Here is a 17,523-nt window from a genome sequence, read left to right as displayed (position 1 = left end):
TTGCCAAAACCTCTTCCTTATAAACAATATTCTATTTTTTATATTCAAATTTCTAGTTGTCGATCACGAATGCACTAGGAAACAACATGCATTCGGTTGAATTATGTATTCATTTGTAACTTTTTCATTATGTAAAACATCTTCATAAAGCTGCACCACATCCATTGCAAACGGCTTGTCTGAGCGATTCACACCAACAACCACTTTTTCCTTTTCAGTTACGCGTTGAAAGATAAATACTTTCTCTTCTGCATATATCGTCTTATAACTACCCTCTTTAAACACAGATAGTTTTTTACGAATGCAACCTAATTTCTTATACCAATTCAGTAATTCTTTATCTTCATTTCCCCATGGATAACATCGTCTATTAAAAGGATCTTCATATCCTTCCATGCCGACTTCATCTCCGTAATAAACACAAGGAACACCTGGTAATGTCATTTGAAGAAGCGATGCTAATTTTAACAATAAGATTCCTTTGACTCTTTCTTCCGGAGTCATCACTGTAAGAGATTTTTCTTCTTTCGTCGCATTCGCTAATTCTTTACCTCCAAGAGAAGTTAATATTCTTCGAGTATCATGTGTACCAATCATGTTCATCAAGCAATGAACAACAGCATCCGGATAGTTTTGCACTATCGATGTGACAACAACATCCAAATTCTCTGCATCTCCATAGCGGATAAAACGAATAATGGCATTCATGAAAGGATAATTCATGACACTGTCTAGTTGTTGCCCATAAAAATAATGACGTCTTTTTCCGTAAGCAATTTTATAAGAAGCATCTTCCCATACTTCACCTACAATAAGTGCATCTTCATTAATATTCTTAACAGCACTTCGGAATCTCTCTAAGAAATCATCAGGCAATTCATCCGCAACATCTAAACGCCAACCGGAAGCCCCTTCTTTTAGCCATCGTCGTCCGATTCCATGTTCACCCGTAATAAACTCTATATAAGATGGATTATCTTCTTGAATAGCAGGTAAGGTATCAATCCCCCACCAACTTTCATATTTATCTGGGTATTTCAAGAACTTAAACCAATGGTAATACTCAGAATTCTCCGATTGATATGCACCCACACTATTGTACGTTGCTTTTTTATTAAAATAGACACTATCAGAACCCGTATGATTAAATACACCGTCTAATAAGATCCGAATTCCTCTTTGCTTCCCTTGCTCGCACAACTCATGGAAATCTTCAAGAGTACCAAACATCGGATCAATCTTGGTATAATCTCCCGTGTCATATTTGTGATTAGAATAAGCTTCAAATATTGGGCTTAGGTACAAGCAGGTAATTCCAAGAGAATGCAAGTAGTCTAGTTTAGAAATGATACCTTTCAAATTGCCTCCGAAAAAGTCATTATTCATCACTTCTCCCTGCTTGTTGGGTGCATAAATAGGTACACCATTCCAATCATTTCGCATAACAATATGATTTTTAACTGGTGTAGAGCCTACTTTTGCAAAACGATCTACAAAAATATGATAAAAAATACCACCTTTAATCCAATCTGGTGTTTTAAAAGCTTCATCATAAATCGTTATTTGCCATGAAGGAGGCTCTACTTCTGTTTCGATAATGCCATCAACATCCTTGCCAACGTAAGTTACATGATCCAAGGATTTCAATTGAAAATAATACCAAAGCAATCCTTGATTCTTTACTTCCATAGATACTTCAAAAACGTCCCTTCCACTTTCAATGCCTTTCCAGTTCATCCTAAGATAATCATAGTGATTATCTTCATCTTTAATACACACAAGAAAAACTTCTTTTAATCCGTAGTAACGTGGAACCTGTATGTTAAAATTGATGTTTGAATTGGTAGGTACTGCTCCTGATGGATAACGAAAGTTCCCTATTGTAAACCGTGAACTAATTTGATTCTCCACACAAACAGCTCCTTAATCCTTTACTTCAAAGGTTCGATACCCCATATTTGACTAGCATAATCTTGAACGCTTCTATCTGCCGCGAAACGTTCTGCACCAGCAATATTATATAGTGACATCGTATTCCATTTATTTCGATTATGATACGTTTCTGATAATTGATCGTGAACCTTTAAGTAATCATCAAAATCAGCAAGACACATATAAGGATCACCCATACCATACTCACCTACTAGTAAATAGCGATAAATCGACTCAAAGGATTCTCCATTAAAACCTTTACGTAAGCAATCAAGTACTCTGCGGATTTTCGGATTATTTTGATAGTAGAATGATGCAGCATAACCTGACTTTAAACGTCGTTCTACTTCATCGGCATTCATTCCAAAAATAAAAATGTTATCTTTGCCAACAGCGTCGAATATTTCAACGTTTGCTCCATCCATCGTACCCATAGTCAATGCGCCATTAATCATCATTTTCATGTTACCTGTTCCACTTGCTTCTTTACCAGCTAAGGAGATTTGCTCACTAACTTCTGCTGCTGGCATTAAAGTCTCTGCCATCGTTACACAATAATTTTCCAGGAATACAACACGAATATTTTGACGCAACACTGGATCTTTCTCGATTTCAACACTTAAATGGTTAATCAATTTAATAACTTCTTTAGCGGCAAAATAACCTGGAGCTGCCTTTGCTGCAAAAAGGAATGTTTGCGGTACGACATGCATATTTGGATTTTCTTTTAAATCCAAATACAACGAAATGATTCGTAATACATTTAACAATTGACGTTTGTATTCATGAAGACGTTTCGCTTGCACAACAAACATTGAATAAGGGTCAATCGTAACCCCTTTATTTTTCATTAAATTCGAAAATCGAATTTTATTATTAAGTTTTATATTATCTAGCCGTTGTAAAACATCTAAATTATCATGATATTTACGGAAATGAGCAAGTTTACTTGCATCTTTTTTATATTCGTCTCCTATGCACTCATCAAGCAGCTTAGTTAGTTCAGGATTAGCTTGACATAACCATCGTCTATGAGCGATACCATTTGTGACATTTGTAAATTTCCAAGGTGTATTTTGATAAAAATCGTGAAAGACATCATTCTTTAAAATATCCGAATGTAGCTTAGAAACACCATTTACATGTGAAGAACCAATTACACTCAAATTGGCCATTCTGATTTGTCCATTCGAAATAATAGCCATACGCTCAATTCGGTCCCAATCACCAGGGTATTGATTCCACAATTGTTGACAGAACTGTTCATTCAATTCTTTCAAAATTTCATAAATTCGAGGTAGTTGCTGCTTAATTAGCACCTCTGGCCACTTTTCAAGCGCTTCTGCAAGAACTGTATGGTTCGTATATGTTACTGAATCGATTACCATTTTATAGGCGTCATTCCAAGTATATTGATATTCATCCATAAATATGCGCATTAATTCAGGAATACACATTGCTGGATGCGTATCATTAATATGAATCGCAACTTTTTCACTGAAATTATTTAAGGTACCATATTTTCTTAAATGATCATGGATAATATTTTGAATAGAAGCAGACACAAGGAAGTATTCTTGTCTTATACGTAAGGTCTTGCCTTCAGCGTGGTTGTCGGAAGGATAAAGCACTTTACAAATTAATTCTGCACTCGTATTTTCCATCATTGCTCGATTATAATCACCATTAGAGAAAGAGTTCATATCGAAGTTCTTAATATCTTGAGCTTTCCATAATCGTAGAACAGCTACATCATCAGAATCCGCACCAGAAATCATCATATCGTATGCAACCGCTTCAACTTCATTGCAGTTGTTATAATCGATACGTAGACCATTTTCAGTCCACACTTCCTTTAGTTCTCCTTCAAATTTAACAGGAAAGGTCAGATCTGTTCTCTTTTTCAGCCAAACTTCACCACCAGGCAACCAAATATCTGGTAACTCCATTTGCCAACCATCTACAATTTTTTGCTTAAAAAGCCCATATTCATAACAGATGGAAAAACCCATTGCTGGATAGCCTAATGTTGCAAGAGAGTCCATAAAGCAAGATGCTAAACGTCCTAATCCACCATTACCTAATCCTGCATCCGGCTCTTCCTCATACAAGTCCTCAAGTTGAAAGTTCCAGTCACTTAATACCTCTTGAAGTTCGTTATCTAACCCTAAGTTGTATATATTATTCTTTAAAGAACGACCAATAAGAAATTCCATGCAAAGATAATAGATTTTTTTATTTTGTTTTTTCTTCATTTCTTCATGATATTTTGCTCTTTTTTCAAGAAGCAAATCGCGAACGATTCTAGCACAAGTTTTATACATTTGATTTCGAGATGCTTCTTCTACTGAGATTCCGTAATGACGAGATAATTTATGCTCTATACTATTCCTTATTTCGTTCTTCAATTGTGTCTCTTCCATGGAAATTCCTCCAAGCTGTTTAAATGACTTATCCCCCTATGGTGAAGCATAAAGCTTTCACCATAGGGGATTGCTGTCTTTTTCTTATACATGTTGAACTTGACGTGAGCCCAATTCTAAATATAGCTTTTCATATTCTCTTGCTGATTTTTCCCAACTAAAGTCAATTGACATAACCCATTTAACTAAGTTATTCCAAGATTCTTTATTGTGATACACATGTAATGCTCGATGAATGGCATCTAATAATGCATGTGAATTATATTGATCAAATACAAAACCATTACCTTCACCTACGCTGCAATCTTGAATCGTATCACGTAATCCACCAACTGCTTGAACAATTGGAACAGTTCCATATCTCGAAGCAATCATTTGAGCTAAGCCACATGGCTCACTTTTAGAAGGCATTAAGAAAATGTCTGCCCCTGCGTATACTTTTCGAGCTAAATCTTGATTGAAACATAACATAGCAGCTACTTTACCTGGATATTGTGATTGTAACCATTTAAAGTAATCCTCATATTTACGCTCACCAATACCTAGTACAACTACTTGAACGTTTTCATTGACCACTTGTTCCATAATAGCTGTAATAAGATCCAAACCTTTATGAGAAACTAAACGACTAACAATCGCGATAACAGGTACATTTTCATCAACAGGTAAATTCGCAAGCTTTTGTAGCTCTGCTTTATTTACTTTTTTATTCTCAATGCTGTCAATTCCATAATTCAAGAATAACGATGAATCCGTTTCTGGATTATAGCTTTCAACGTCTATTCCATTTAAAATGCCACGCATTTTAAATTCATTTTTCTGGATGATAGCTGCCAAACCTTTTGCAAAATAATCATTTATTAATTCTCTTGCATAGGTTGGACTAACAGTATTAACCTGATTTGAGCATTCTATAGCCGCTTTCATCAAATTTGCACAACCATCATATTCAATACTTGCACCAGCTTCTGGTGATAGTCCAAATAAATCTCCAATGATACTCAAATCCATTTTCCCTTGATACTCAATATTATGAATCGTAAAAATAGTTTGAACTTGTATATGATGATAATTATAGTGTAGGTACACAGGAATCAATGCTGTTTGCCAATCATGGCAATGAATAATATCCGGGTCAAAATTAAGTAAAGCAATACTATCTAGAACGGCTTTACTAAAGAATGCATAGCGCTCTCCATCATCATAATATCCGTACGGGTTAAATCTCTTGAAATAGTATTCATTATCAATGAAGTAATATGTTACATCATTTTTCACTATACGAAACACGCCACAATACTGCTGGCGCCAAGACAAGCTCACATTGAAATGACCTAGAAATTCCATTTGCTGTCTATCTTCATTAGTAATACTTTCATATAATGGGAGAATCACTCGAATATCAAACTTCTCATTGTTCTCCTTCATAATCGCTTTAGGTAACGAACCAACAACTTCGCCCAATCCGCCTGTAGCAACAAAAGGTAGTCCTTCAGAAGCAGCTATTAATACTTTGATTTTCTCTGATTGTTTATTACCCTTCGAAACCTTCTCAATAATCGGAGTATCTACTGCAGCCGCCACTTCATTTATAGATGAAATAATCTCTGATTCCACTTTACTTACTACTTTTTCACGCTTATCGATTACTTGTTTTTCTTTTATATTTTTTCTCTTCCTAAGAGATTTACTTGCCATATCGAATCACCCTTGATTTGACTATTCGTCTTGAATTTTATTTCGCTTTTAAAAAATTAAATTACACTGCCTTTTTCAATAAAGAATGGATGTGTTTCGTGACCACATAATGTACGATGATTCCCAATTACAACATTTTTATCTGTAACAATGTGATTTAATGTTGCGTCCATACCAATCACGCTATCCTGCATAACAACGCTGTTGCTAATTGTTGCATTTTTATCAACTTTTACCCCACGGAAAATCACCGAGTTTTTAACAACACCATTAATCACACATCCGTCTGCAATGATCGAATTTTCAACAACTGCATCCGCTCCATATGTAGTAGGTGGAGAATCGTTAACACTTGTATAAATAGGACGATATGGCTTACGGAATAATTCTTCACGAACATTTAAATCTAATAAATCTAAATTACTATTTAAATAGCTTTGTAATGAATCAATGTATGCATAATACTCATTAAATGCAAAACCGTTAATCATAATTTCATTAGCATGATCACCTAGATATGTTAATAAGCTTCTATATCCTTTATGACAAGCAATTTGAATATGTCGCTTCAAGAAATTCTTTTCAATAACCATCGTACCCAAATAAAGAAATTCTCCCTGTCTTGTGCTCGATGTTTTTTTGATTGCTGTAATACGATTATTTTCTTTCATACGAAAGACTGTACGTTGCCCTTTCCAACTAACATCCTCATCTTGTTGACTATAAGCAAGCGTTACATCTGCATTACTTTCTTTATGAGCTTTTAGCATATCTGAGTATGAAATATTACAAATAACATCACAATCAGATAGGACTACATACTCCTCATCCGCTTTTTCAAGATAATCTAGGATTCCCTTTAAAGTTTCGATACGGTTATCCATTTGGATAAATTCTTCAATATTATCAACATTAGGCTGCAGAAGACGGATTCCTCCACGCTTTCTAGCTAAATCCCATGCCTTACCAGTACCGATATGATCCATCATATTCTGATAATTCTGCCTTGTTACCACACCTGCTTTGATGACACCAGAATTAGCCATATTAGATAGTACGAAGTCGATTAGGCGATATCTTCCTCCGAAAGGAACAGCGCTCATGATTCTATTCTTTGTAATTTCTGGTACATGTTTATCTCGAATATTAGAAAAAACGATACCTAATGCGTTCATACTACTACCTCTTTTTCTACATTGTTTAAATGGATTTTTTCTGCACACTTTTGTTTCTTAGAAGTACTCTTCTTAAGAGCTGTTACCTTTTCATCTAATACCATGTCACAGTCAATAATTACACCTGCTTGAATAACCGCATGATCCTGTACCTTTACACCAGTACCAAGCACTGTAATATCTACACCTTCTGAGCGCTCTTTTCCAACTGTTGCATGCGCCCCAACCTGAACACGACCATCTACAATACTATAATTAATTGTTGCACCATCATTAATATGCGTATTTCTCATGACAACACTATCTTTAATGACTGCACCTTTACCAACAGTAACACCACTGAATAGAACAGAATTAATAACTTGACCTTCAATTTCACAACCTTCTGCAATAACACTGTTTGTTACTGAGCCATTTTTTCCGATGAAATGTGGGTGATCTGGATAGTGTCGATAGCTAATTTTCCATTTATTATCACTTAAATCTAATAGAGGGTTTTCACCTAATAAATCCATATTACTTTCCCATAAAGATTGAAGTGTACCTACATCTTTCCAATAACCTTCGAATGGATATGCAAATAATTTCTCATTCCCATTAAGCATGGCAGGGATAACATTCTTACCAAAGTCATTTGAGGATGTTTCGTTTGCTTCATCTTGAATTAAATAACGGAACAACGCTTCTTTCTTAAAGATGTATACACCCATAGAAGCTTTATTGCTCTTAGGTTGTGCTGGCTTTTCTTCGAACTCAAAAATACTACCATCTTCATTTGTATTCATGATTCCAAAGCGACTAGCTTCTTCTAGTGGTACAGACAGAACAGCAATTGTGCAGTCAGCATCTTTCTCGATATGATAATCTAGCATTTTGCTGTAATCCATTTTATAAATATGGTCACCAGATAAGATAATGACATATTCTGGTTCATAACGATCAATGAAATTCATATTTTGATAGATTGCATTAGCCGTTCCTTTATACCAATCTCCACCTTGAACACCTTGGTATGGAGGTAAAATATGAACTCCGCCATTTGTACGATCTAAATCCCATGGTTCACCATTGTCAATATAATCATTCAGTTCAAGAGGCTGATATTGAGTTAATACACCAACTGTATCTATACCCGAATTAATACAATTCGATAAAGTAAAGTCGATAATTCGATACTTTCCTCCAAAATGAACAGCTGGTTTTGCTAGTTGCTTTGTCAGTGCATATAATCTACTTCCTTGCCCCCCGGCAAGTAACATAGCTACACATTTTTTCTTTCGATACATACACATTCACCCTCTTAATTTTTTATATAAATAATGTTTTTATATTTTTGTTTTAGTTTGTTTTACTTGCTGAAAAACAAGTGTAGTTAATGGTGGCACAGTAACCGAGATGTATTTGTCATAATCATGTATATTTCCTTCAATTGCTTTCAGAAGCTTACGATTTCTCTTTCCTGATCCACCGAACTTCTTCAAATCCGTATTGAAGATTTCTTTATATGACCCTTCATAAGGTACGCCGATATAATAATTCCCCCATTCTTCTGCAGAGAAATTGACGATAACAATTAACTCATTACCTTCTTGGTCTAAACGTCGGAAGGCTAATATATTTCTCGTATGATCGTTATGGCAAATCCACTTAAAACCATCCCAAGAGCAATCTAACGCCCATAAAGGTTTATGTTCTAAATAAAAATGATTCGCTTCACTAAAAAATGTTTGCAGCTTTTTATGAGATTCATATTTTAATAAAAACCATTCCAGCTCCTTGCTGAAATTCCATTCAATAAACTGGCCAATTTCGGAGCCCATGAACATTAATTTTTTCCCAGGATGACATAGCATATAAGCTACAAAGCTACGTACTCCTGCAAATTTATCATTATATTCTCCTGGCATTTTATCTAATAACGATCGTTTACCATGTACAACTTCATCATGTGAAATAGGTAAAATAAAATTCTCATCACACGCATACATAATTGGGAATGTTAATTTATTATGATTATGCTGTCTTCCTATTGGATCTACTTCAATATAAGAGAGAGCATCATTCATCCAGCCCATATTCCACTTAAAGTTAAAACCTAGGCCATTATGTGACGGTGGCAATGTTACACCCGGCCATGCTGTTGATTCTTCAGCAATCATTAAATTATTTGGATATTTAGTCAATACTGTACTATTCAAAGTTTGCAAAAATTCTATAGATTCCAAATTTTCTCTACCACCGTTTTTATTCGGTCTCCACTCTTCACGGTCATAATCTAAATAAAGCATCGAGGCAACAGCATCAACTCTTATTCCATCAATATGATATTTTTCTATCAAAAACATAGCGTTTGAAATGAGGAAAGATCGAACTTCATTTCTACCGAAATCAAAAATTCTTGTACCCCATTCCTTATGTTCTTGCTTTAAAACATCTTGATACTCATACAAAGGTTGACCATCGAATTCATATAAACCGTGTGCATCTTTTGGAAAATGAGCAGGTACCCAATCTATAATGACGCCTATCCCATGTTCATGAGCTAAGTTGACTAAGTACATGAAATCTTCTGGTTTACCAAAACGAGATGTTACGCTGTAGTATCCACAAATTTGATATCCCCAAGATCCATCAAATGGAAATTCAGCTATTGGTAATAATTCTAGATGGGTGTATCCCATTTTCTTTGTATATGGAATTAACTGATCTGCAATTGTTCGATAATCTAAATACTGATCATCTTCCGTTTTTCGCCAAGAACCAAGATGTACTTCATAAATATTCATTGGACTTTCATAAATATTAAGATTCGCCTTATAGTTCTGCCAGTCTCTATCAGTCCATGTGAATTTGTCCGTAAAACTATATGTATAAGATGCTGTTTGTTCCTTTGTTTCACTATGAAAAGCATAGGGATCTGACTTAAATAAAACGCGGTCATCCTTTGTAGTGATGGCATATTTGTATAATGAATACTCTGCCAATCCTTCAATGAACAGTTCCCATATACCTTCTTCTGTTTCTCTTTTCATAGGATGAGTCTTATGATTCCATTCATTGAAATCGCCAACAACTGATACAGCAGCAGCATTTGGTGCCCACACTCTAAAAACAAAACCTACTTTTCCATCTTCGTTAATCAAATGAGAGCCTAAATAATTGTATGCCTCAAAGTTTTTCCCTTGATGAAATAAGTATTTTGCTAAAGAAAAGTCTTCTTTCATTTGCTGCACCTAATTCAACTCCTCTATTAAGGTATTAGTATATTCAATACTGTTTTTCCTCATTACTAACTGAACAAAATTTTATTTTTTCACCATTGGATTACTTCTTTCATTATCTTGTGCGAGGTTCACAGGATGTGAGTCAAAGTGGTGTTGTGCTACAGAGGATGTTTTACCCTTCGTAGTTGTTTCTTGTTTGTGAGGTTTTGTTTCTTTTGAAACCTCCATTGTCAAATGCCTAAGCATGAATAACAAAATATGTTCTTCTTACTTAAATAGCGCTTATAACTACACAAGGTATTACATAAGAGCAGTTTGACAGCTACCCAACAGAAATAGTCATGCTAAAGCTGTAACTGCAACGATGTACTCAATTCCATTCTGTTGCAGATTCATTGCTGCAATACGATCATCATTCGATGTGTACTGACATGTTTTGCATATAAACATATGCTGCTTTTTATTGCGGTTAGCCCTCTCTGTATGTCCACATTTGGGACAAGTCTGAGATGTATACTTCGGTTCAACCGCAATTACTTTCGACTGTTTCATTCGAGCTTTATACTCTAGCATTTGCCTTAATTGTTCAAAATACCAACCATAGCAAACTTCTTTTTGAGCACAATTTAATTCTTCGATAACAAATAAAGTGTTTTTACCGTATTTAGAAACGAGTGCCTTGCTGACGCAATGATTTACATCAGTAATCCAACGGTTTTCTCGCTCTCTTATCTCTCGAAGCCTTTGTCGAGCTGAAGGTGTTTTCTTCATTTGTAACTGTTTGAGAAGACGTTTATATTGAGCTCGTTTATGTTTCGCTTGCCTCCCTGAAAAGAATGTCGTCTTACCTCTTGAATCGTATGTAGTAGCTAAAAAATTTTGACCGAAATCAATTCCTACGACTTGGCGAATATTCTTATATGAAGCTTGTTCAAAATATTTCGTCATTGGGATAAGCAACAACCACTTCTTATGTTTACAAATAAGTTTTGCTGTTCCGAAAACCCAAGAGCCATCAAAATATTTCTCCATTCCCTTCTGTATAAACGGCACCTTAATACGTCCTTGTAAAGTGTTTACAGAGAAACAATCTTTCATTATGGAATAGTCTCGATTCCATAACAAATCGTATTCAGGTTTTCTGAAGCGAACCAAACTCCAGCCATATCCGATATTTTTGTTAGTTTTATATTTTGCTATAACAGTTTTCATAACCGACTGAGCCATTTGCGATCGCAATGCAAACCCAGATCGCAACTCGGTATAAGTAGCTCTATGCAGAGCTGCTTGTTTTAGCTGCTTTGTATGAAAAACAATCTCAGAAACAAAATTACAACCATTTCGATATGCTCGAACCGTTTTTTGAAGCAAGGATACTTGTTCTATTGTGGGAAGAATCTTAATTTTAGCAGTAATTGTAATATTAATAATCTTCACCTCTCTTCTTCACTAATTACTATATTGAAATAGTTTAGTGAAAGAATGAAATAAATATTAACATTCTTTGAAAAGAGACTCTTATAGTTGACATTTTTCGATAAAAAACTCTTGACAAATACGCAAGATACATGAAACATTGCAATTCACCTATACATCGGGGCGGTTATTCATTGTTTTTTCATGAAAGGAACGTGCAGAATCTTTAACAATAAAAATGGTATATTCACTCCTTCATTTAACAATCTCTTTTATTGAAAATTAGTCACAAAATACTTTACATGAACAAATGTCATTTTACATTTAGCTATTTATGCTCACTCACATCATTGATTACCAAATATATCCTATAAATATATATTCTTCCCTTCCATTCTTTCTCCTCTTATGTTCTTAAATCTATTTCATACTTTTTTATTTCTAAATACAAAGGGACATTTATTCAAAAAAATAGATTACATGGAAATACTCCTATAATTTGTGAACATGACATAAGAATAAAAAGAAAGAGCATATCTTGAAACTGACATGCCTAAAAATATGCTCTATAATTTACAATTATAGTTGCATTAGCTTGTACCTTCTTCTTTATCAGGCTCGACGTGAATATGAACATCATATACACCATACCTATTCTTCATTTCTTCTTCTACTAATGTCGCAATATCATGAGCTTCATTTATATTTAAAGAAGATTCAACAAATATAACAGCATCTATTACCTCATTGTTTCCGTAATTCCTACCCTTAATGCCGTTTATACCTTTTACTCCATTTACTTTTGAAATTAACTCTTTATAAGCGGAAAGCTTCTCTACATCAAAGCCATCTGTTAATTCATGTGTTGCCTCTTTAAATATATCCCAAGCTGTTTTACAAATTAACAAACCCACAATGAAAGCGGTAAAGCTATCTAGCCAAGGCATATTCAATTGTGCTCCAAAGATTCCAATAGCCGTTCCAATACTTACCCACGCATCTGAAATATTGTCCTTTGCAGCAGCCATAACAGCCTTACTGTTAATCCGAGCTCCTAATCTTTTATTGTAACGATATACAAAGTACATAACGATCGCTGAAAATATCCCAATATAAGCAGCTAATATATCTGGAGATGCTTTTTCTTCTGCAAAGAAAGACCTAACCGTATCTGTTATTACTTGTATACCAACAGCGAACATAATAAACGAAGCAATTAAAGATGCTACTGTTTCGCTTTTCCAATGACCATATTTATGATCCTTATCTGGCGGTCTTTGTGCAATCTTCAGTCCTATAAGAACAGCAATAGATGCAATGATATCTGTTGTATTATTTAATCCATCAGCTTTTAATGCATCTGAAGAACTAATAAATCCTACAATCAGTTTCAAAATAGAAAGGAAAATATAAGCAATGATGCTAATCATTGCGCCACGTTCTCCCAGTTTAAGATCATTATACTTTTGATTTTCCAAGTATACCTCTCCTCCCTTCAAATCTAAATTCATTCTCTATTCTTTACTTTTCCCAATTCCTCATAAATACATAGTAAAAAATAATGTGTATTCACTCATTATTTTCAACCCACAGCATCAAATTATAATTACTCTCGATTAATTTACGAATTGATGTTATTTTTGATAGAATATTCTCATTATTAAATGAATGGAGGATATAAAAATGTTCACTCTCTCTACCTTGAGTGCATTCGTAATAATAGTACTGGGGCTTTTTATTATACCCGGACCCGCTGTTTTACTAGTCGCTACTCGTACAGCACAAAGCGGACGAAAAGCTGGTATTATGGCCGGCCTTGGAGTTGCAACTGGGGATTTAATTCATACGTTATTCACAGCAGTCGGACTTTCTGCTATTTTAATGACTTCTTCTGTTGCTTTTAACTTTATTAAATTTGCTGGAGCAGCTTACTTACTTTACTTAGGGATTCGAGCAATTTTAGAGAAGCCTGCCAATCCACAAATATCAAAGGTTACACCTGTATCCTCTATAAAGGCTTATACTCAAGCTATTTTAGTAGAAGTTCTTAATCCCAAAACATCTCTTTTCTTTTTGGCATTTTTACCACAATTCATACATCCTGGAAACGGACCATCTTTTCTTCAATTCTTAATACTTGGATTAATATTTGTATTGTTAAGTGCTATCTATACGACGTTTTTAGCATTAAGTGTTCAAATGCTCGGTAGGTTAATTAAGCGAGTAGCTTGGATAGGTCGTTGGAGCGGAAAGATTGTAGGTACAATTTATATAGGGCTCGGATTAAAAGTAGCTATCCAAAGTCAATAAAAACATTCACAACCGGTAGTAATGGATAGCGACTATATGATAGGATAAACGTCACAGCAATTATGACCTACTAGCAAGGAGATGTTAACAATGAACATAACAATTAGACAAGAACAAATTAATGATTATAAAACGACAGAAGATATTGTGAAAAAAGCTTTTGCAAATATGAAATTTAGCGATCAAAAAGAACATGAGTTAGTATCACGCTTAAGAAATACTAATGAGTTCATACCAAAATTATCGCTAGTCGCGATTAGCAACGATACTATTATCGGTCATATTCTATTGACTAAAATACAAATAACGAACGACAAACAAACATCAGAATCACTAGCTCTTGCTCCTGTTTCTGTCTTACCTGAGTTTCAAAGCAAAGGGATTGGAAAGAAATTAATTCAAGAAGCATTAAAAAAAGCCAAAGAGCTCCATTTCAATTCTGTTATCGTATTAGGACATCCGACATACTATCCTAAATTTGGATTCAAAAAAGCTTCTCTATGGGGAATAAAAGCTCCTTTCGAAGTACCTGAAGAGTCATTTATGGCATTAGAATTAAAAGAAAATGCACTAACTTCTAATTCAGGAGTTGTGGAATATTCAAGTGCTTTTTTCGAATAAACCCTTCGAAGTGAACAATCGAACTCATATAAAAAAACAGAGAAGCATTTGCCATTAAACGCTTCTCTGTTTTCTTTTTTACCTATGCCAAAACAAAGTTCATTAGCACAATTATTGATTAAACTTGTATACCCATCTCTCTACTTACGCATCGCTCTCACCTAATACACGATATATAAGCTCATTTAATAGCAAGTAAGGATTCTCGTTTTCTAAAACATATTGTGCTAAATACGGATTATCTGTAATGATACCTTTTATCGGCTTTTCCGCCACTTTACGCATATCCTCTTCCTCATTTACCGTCCACACATATAATGGTTTCCCTATACTCTCTAATCGTTTAATTAGCTCTCTGGATATAAAGGTTGTCTCAATGCTATAAATATCAGCCGAATGAAGGCTTTCAAAATCACCATACGCTATGGCAGAAATATACGCTGTTTGGATGTTTGGATTTTTCCTTTTTACTTGTTCTAATAACCCATGATTCATCGATGCAATAATACATTGATTCTCAAAATTATATTTCTCTATAATCTTCAGCGTTCGACCAACTAAATCATGCTCACGTCCATTGCTTTTCAGTTCAATCATAAGTTTAATTTTATTTTTCGAAAAAGATACCGCTTGCTCCAAGGTTGGAATTTTTTCACCTTGGAATCGGTTATCCATACCAGCATCATAACTTCGAGTCTGTTTAAGTGTTACATCCCAAACATTTCGGTTTACTCCTGTCGTCCTCTGAAAGTTTGTATCGTGCAACAAAATTAATTGTCCATCCTTTGTCTGCTGAACATCCACTTCCGCGTAGTCAGCACCACTTTCGATGGATTGTTCTAATGCTGATATAGTATTTTCAGGTGCAAAGAGAGCTCCCGCCCGGTGCGCCACTATTTCGATTTGACTTCGTGTTCCAGAAAATATTCGTGATTCATAATTCGGCGTAAATTCCGAGTAAAAAAGAAATAGTAGTGTAATGACAACAGCTTTACATATACCTAAGAATAACGCTTTCCGCGTCCATTTATTTTTATTTCTTAATACCACATGATGTTGTGAATAATATAGCACAGTAATTAAGGCTAAATTTCCTATCGCACACAGCATTCCAAAAGCTATTCTACCTATGTAATCCATCGTCGAAAAATAATACCAGAACTGCGCTTGCGCTTCTTCCCCAACAAAAGAAAACTTAACAACTGTTAAAATCAAGAATATACCAATATAATATATTGCCGCTGATATAAACCATAAAAAGAATGACCAAACAATAAAATACCATAAGGTAATCAACCATTTGCCCTTAAGCATAGAAGAGCTTGTTCTACACGCCTCGCGAAAACTAACGCCTTTTAAGATTGTTTCATGCAAACTGAAAATCCATCGAAAAACGAGAATTAACAAAAAAAGATGATTCCTTTATAAAATATATTTAGAAATGTCTTCCCATGAATATAATCTAGAATAAATCCCGGAACTTTTACGATAATCAAAGGGCCTGCTGAAAGTGAAAAACCCGTTAATGGGATGATTACAGCTACAAACAGCATTAATAATACATTCCGTGGCCACATAATGATTACAGCTTTTCTAACAGCTTGGGCCATCAATTTTAGCGGCCCAATTTTACTTCTCGATATACCATGTTGACAGTAAATAATGATTGCCGTAATTTCAACATACACATATAACAAGAATAAAAGAAACAATAGCAATAAATACACAATAGCTACAGGATGAGTGAATAACTGCGTCATATTTTGAACCGTCAAATAGTTGAGCCCTGCAACCTTTAATGCTTGTTCCAACAATAGCTCATAATACGGCGCTACCAATACTAAAAAGAATTTATATAAAAGCTCGAATATTAAAATCGTACTCCAATCCCAAAGGATTAGTCGAAACGCCTTTTCAAATAACTGTTTCACTTTAAGACACAACCTCTGCCCAAAATATTAACCACAAGTTAACGTCGTCTTAATAGGATGCCCTGACAACATGTATCTATTACTTACTATTGTTAAATACTTCAAAAAATAACTGTGGAGAAAGGCTTTCTCCACAGTTATATAATAAAAATTAAATGTTTATGACTAATTATTTTCATATTCTTTAGAACCTTGATTACTCATAAAAATGAGTTATCGTTACATAGATTGCTCTATATTATTAAAAAATTTAATACATGTATATACCCTTATATTTTTTCATTGTGATATATAATTATTTTCATGTAAAATAGTCATTGTCAAAGGTATTCAATTAAAACCGATATTGAGTTCATCTTGAGTGTAGAAACAGACAATAATTATAATAAGTGGTGTTTATGATGGAAAAAATGTATAAAATCCAGTCTGATAGTATGCATCCATTTAATTGGAACGGCTTCCTCGAATGTATTCGTCATTGTGAAGGAACCCTTCATTCAATTCATTTGCATACTGGAGAGTCAATCAACATTCAAAAACAATTAGAATTTGAGGGACCATTCACCCTTACTAGAGCAAGTAAGGACTTTTTAAACATGAAAATAAAAGCAACTTTTCCTTTTATTTTAAGAGATTTAACCTCGAATTTAGATCACGGTTATATGATAGTACAAGCAAAATTAAATCAATATGATATAGCCAGATTCCAAAGTTATAAATTCAATGTTATGCTATACTGATTCATTTAACGTATAAAGGGGCTGTTCAAAAAGTGATATTCCATCACTTTTCG

General features: G+C 34.4%; 13 protein-coding genes. 3 read left to right on the top strand and 10 right to left on the bottom strand.

The genetic code is table 11. The features are described 5' to 3' along the window. Positions 1 to 63: 63 nt before the first annotated feature. The 8 genes from TX86_RS05945 to TX86_RS05910 all read right to left on the bottom strand — a co-directional run bounded on the left by TX86_RS05945 (position 64) and on the right by TX86_RS05910 (position 13,346). Positions 64 to 1,911, bottom strand: coding sequence for an alpha-amylase family glycosyl hydrolase (locus tag TX86_RS05945; RefSeq protein WP_042347163.1), 1,848 nt, complete (start codon positions 1,909 to 1,911; stop codon positions 64 to 66). 20 nt (positions 1,912 to 1,931) lie between these two features. Then, positions 1,932 to 4,355 (bottom strand): glycogen/starch/alpha-glucan phosphorylase, encoded by a 2,424-nt coding sequence (locus TX86_RS05940; protein ID WP_042347161.1) that lies wholly within the window; start codon positions 4,353 to 4,355, stop codon positions 1,932 to 1,934. Between the two features lie 84 nt (positions 4,356 to 4,439). Beyond that, entirely contained in the window at positions 4,440 to 6,053 is a 1,614-nt protein-coding gene (glgA, locus tag TX86_RS05935) for a glycogen synthase GlgA (protein WP_081707579.1), read from the bottom strand. Between the two features lie 56 nt (positions 6,054 to 6,109). Beyond that, the gene (gene glgD / locus TX86_RS05930; RefSeq protein ID WP_042347159.1) at positions 6,110 to 7,228 is read right to left on the bottom strand and encodes a glucose-1-phosphate adenylyltransferase subunit GlgD; all 1,119 of its coding nucleotides are present in this window, start codon (positions 7,226 to 7,228) and stop codon (positions 6,110 to 6,112) included. Then, a complete protein-coding gene (locus TX86_RS05925) occupies positions 7,225 to 8,514 on the bottom strand; it encodes a glucose-1-phosphate adenylyltransferase (protein ID WP_081707578.1) in 1,290 nt (429 codons plus the stop codon). Before TX86_RS05925 ends, glgD begins: the two co-directional genes overlap by 4 nt. 39 nt (positions 8,515 to 8,553) lie before the next feature. Further along, positions 8,554 to 10,452, bottom strand: a complete 1,899-nt coding sequence (gene glgB, locus TX86_RS05920) for a 1,4-alpha-glucan branching protein GlgB (protein ID WP_042350213.1) — start codon at positions 10,450 to 10,452, stop codon at positions 8,554 to 8,556. A 339-nt stretch (positions 10,453 to 10,791) separates the two neighbouring features. Further along, positions 10,792 to 11,880 carry an RNA-guided endonuclease InsQ/TnpB family protein gene (locus TX86_RS05915; RefSeq protein ID WP_042350212.1) on the bottom strand — a complete coding sequence of 363 codons (1,089 nt, stop codon included), beginning with the start codon at positions 11,878 to 11,880 and terminating at the stop codon, positions 10,792 to 10,794. A gap of 578 nt (positions 11,881 to 12,458) precedes the next feature. Then, on the bottom strand, positions 12,459 to 13,346 hold the full coding sequence (locus TX86_RS05910) for a cation diffusion facilitator family transporter (protein ID WP_042347157.1): 888 nt from the start codon (positions 13,344 to 13,346) through the stop codon (positions 12,459 to 12,461). A 205-nt stretch (positions 13,347 to 13,551) separates the two neighbouring features. Between TX86_RS05910 and TX86_RS05905 the strand changes: the two genes are divergently transcribed. Continuing rightward, positions 13,552 to 14,178 (top strand): LysE family translocator, encoded by a 627-nt coding sequence (locus tag TX86_RS05905; protein ID WP_042347155.1) that lies wholly within the window; start codon positions 13,552 to 13,554, stop codon positions 14,176 to 14,178. 90 nt (positions 14,179 to 14,268) lie between these two features. After that, positions 14,269 to 14,799, top strand: a complete 531-nt coding sequence (locus TX86_RS05900) for a GNAT family N-acetyltransferase (RefSeq protein WP_042347152.1) — start codon at positions 14,269 to 14,271, stop codon at positions 14,797 to 14,799. Between the two features lie 144 nt (positions 14,800 to 14,943). Here TX86_RS05900 and TX86_RS27385 read toward each other — a convergent pair whose 3' ends face one another. Together TX86_RS27385 and TX86_RS27380 are read right to left on the bottom strand one after the other, a co-directional pair. Next, positions 14,944 to 16,173, bottom strand: coding sequence for a glycerophosphodiester phosphodiesterase family protein (locus TX86_RS27385; protein WP_195892865.1), 1,230 nt, complete (start codon positions 16,171 to 16,173; stop codon positions 14,944 to 14,946). A 26-nt stretch (positions 16,174 to 16,199) separates the two neighbouring features. Continuing rightward, positions 16,200 to 16,730, bottom strand: coding sequence for a glycerophosphoryl diester phosphodiesterase membrane domain-containing protein (locus tag TX86_RS27380; protein WP_042347150.1), 531 nt, complete (start codon positions 16,728 to 16,730; stop codon positions 16,200 to 16,202). A 398-nt stretch (positions 16,731 to 17,128) separates the two neighbouring features. Between TX86_RS27380 and TX86_RS05885 the strand changes: the two genes are divergently transcribed. After that, the gene (locus TX86_RS05885) at positions 17,129 to 17,470 is read left to right on the top strand and encodes a hypothetical protein (protein ID WP_154663056.1); all 342 of its coding nucleotides are present in this window, start codon (positions 17,129 to 17,131) and stop codon (positions 17,468 to 17,470) included. Positions 17,471 to 17,523 lie beyond the last annotated feature (53 nt).

The sequence above is a fragment of the Bacillus massiliigorillae genome, from assembly GCF_000380245.2.
In the GTDB taxonomy this organism is placed as follows: Bacteria; Bacillota; Bacilli; order Bacillales; family DSM-1321; genus Bacillus_AD; species Bacillus_AD massiliigorillae.
The sequence above is the reverse complement of the archived record's forward strand: the minus strand, read 5'-3'. Positions and strand labels throughout refer to the sequence as shown.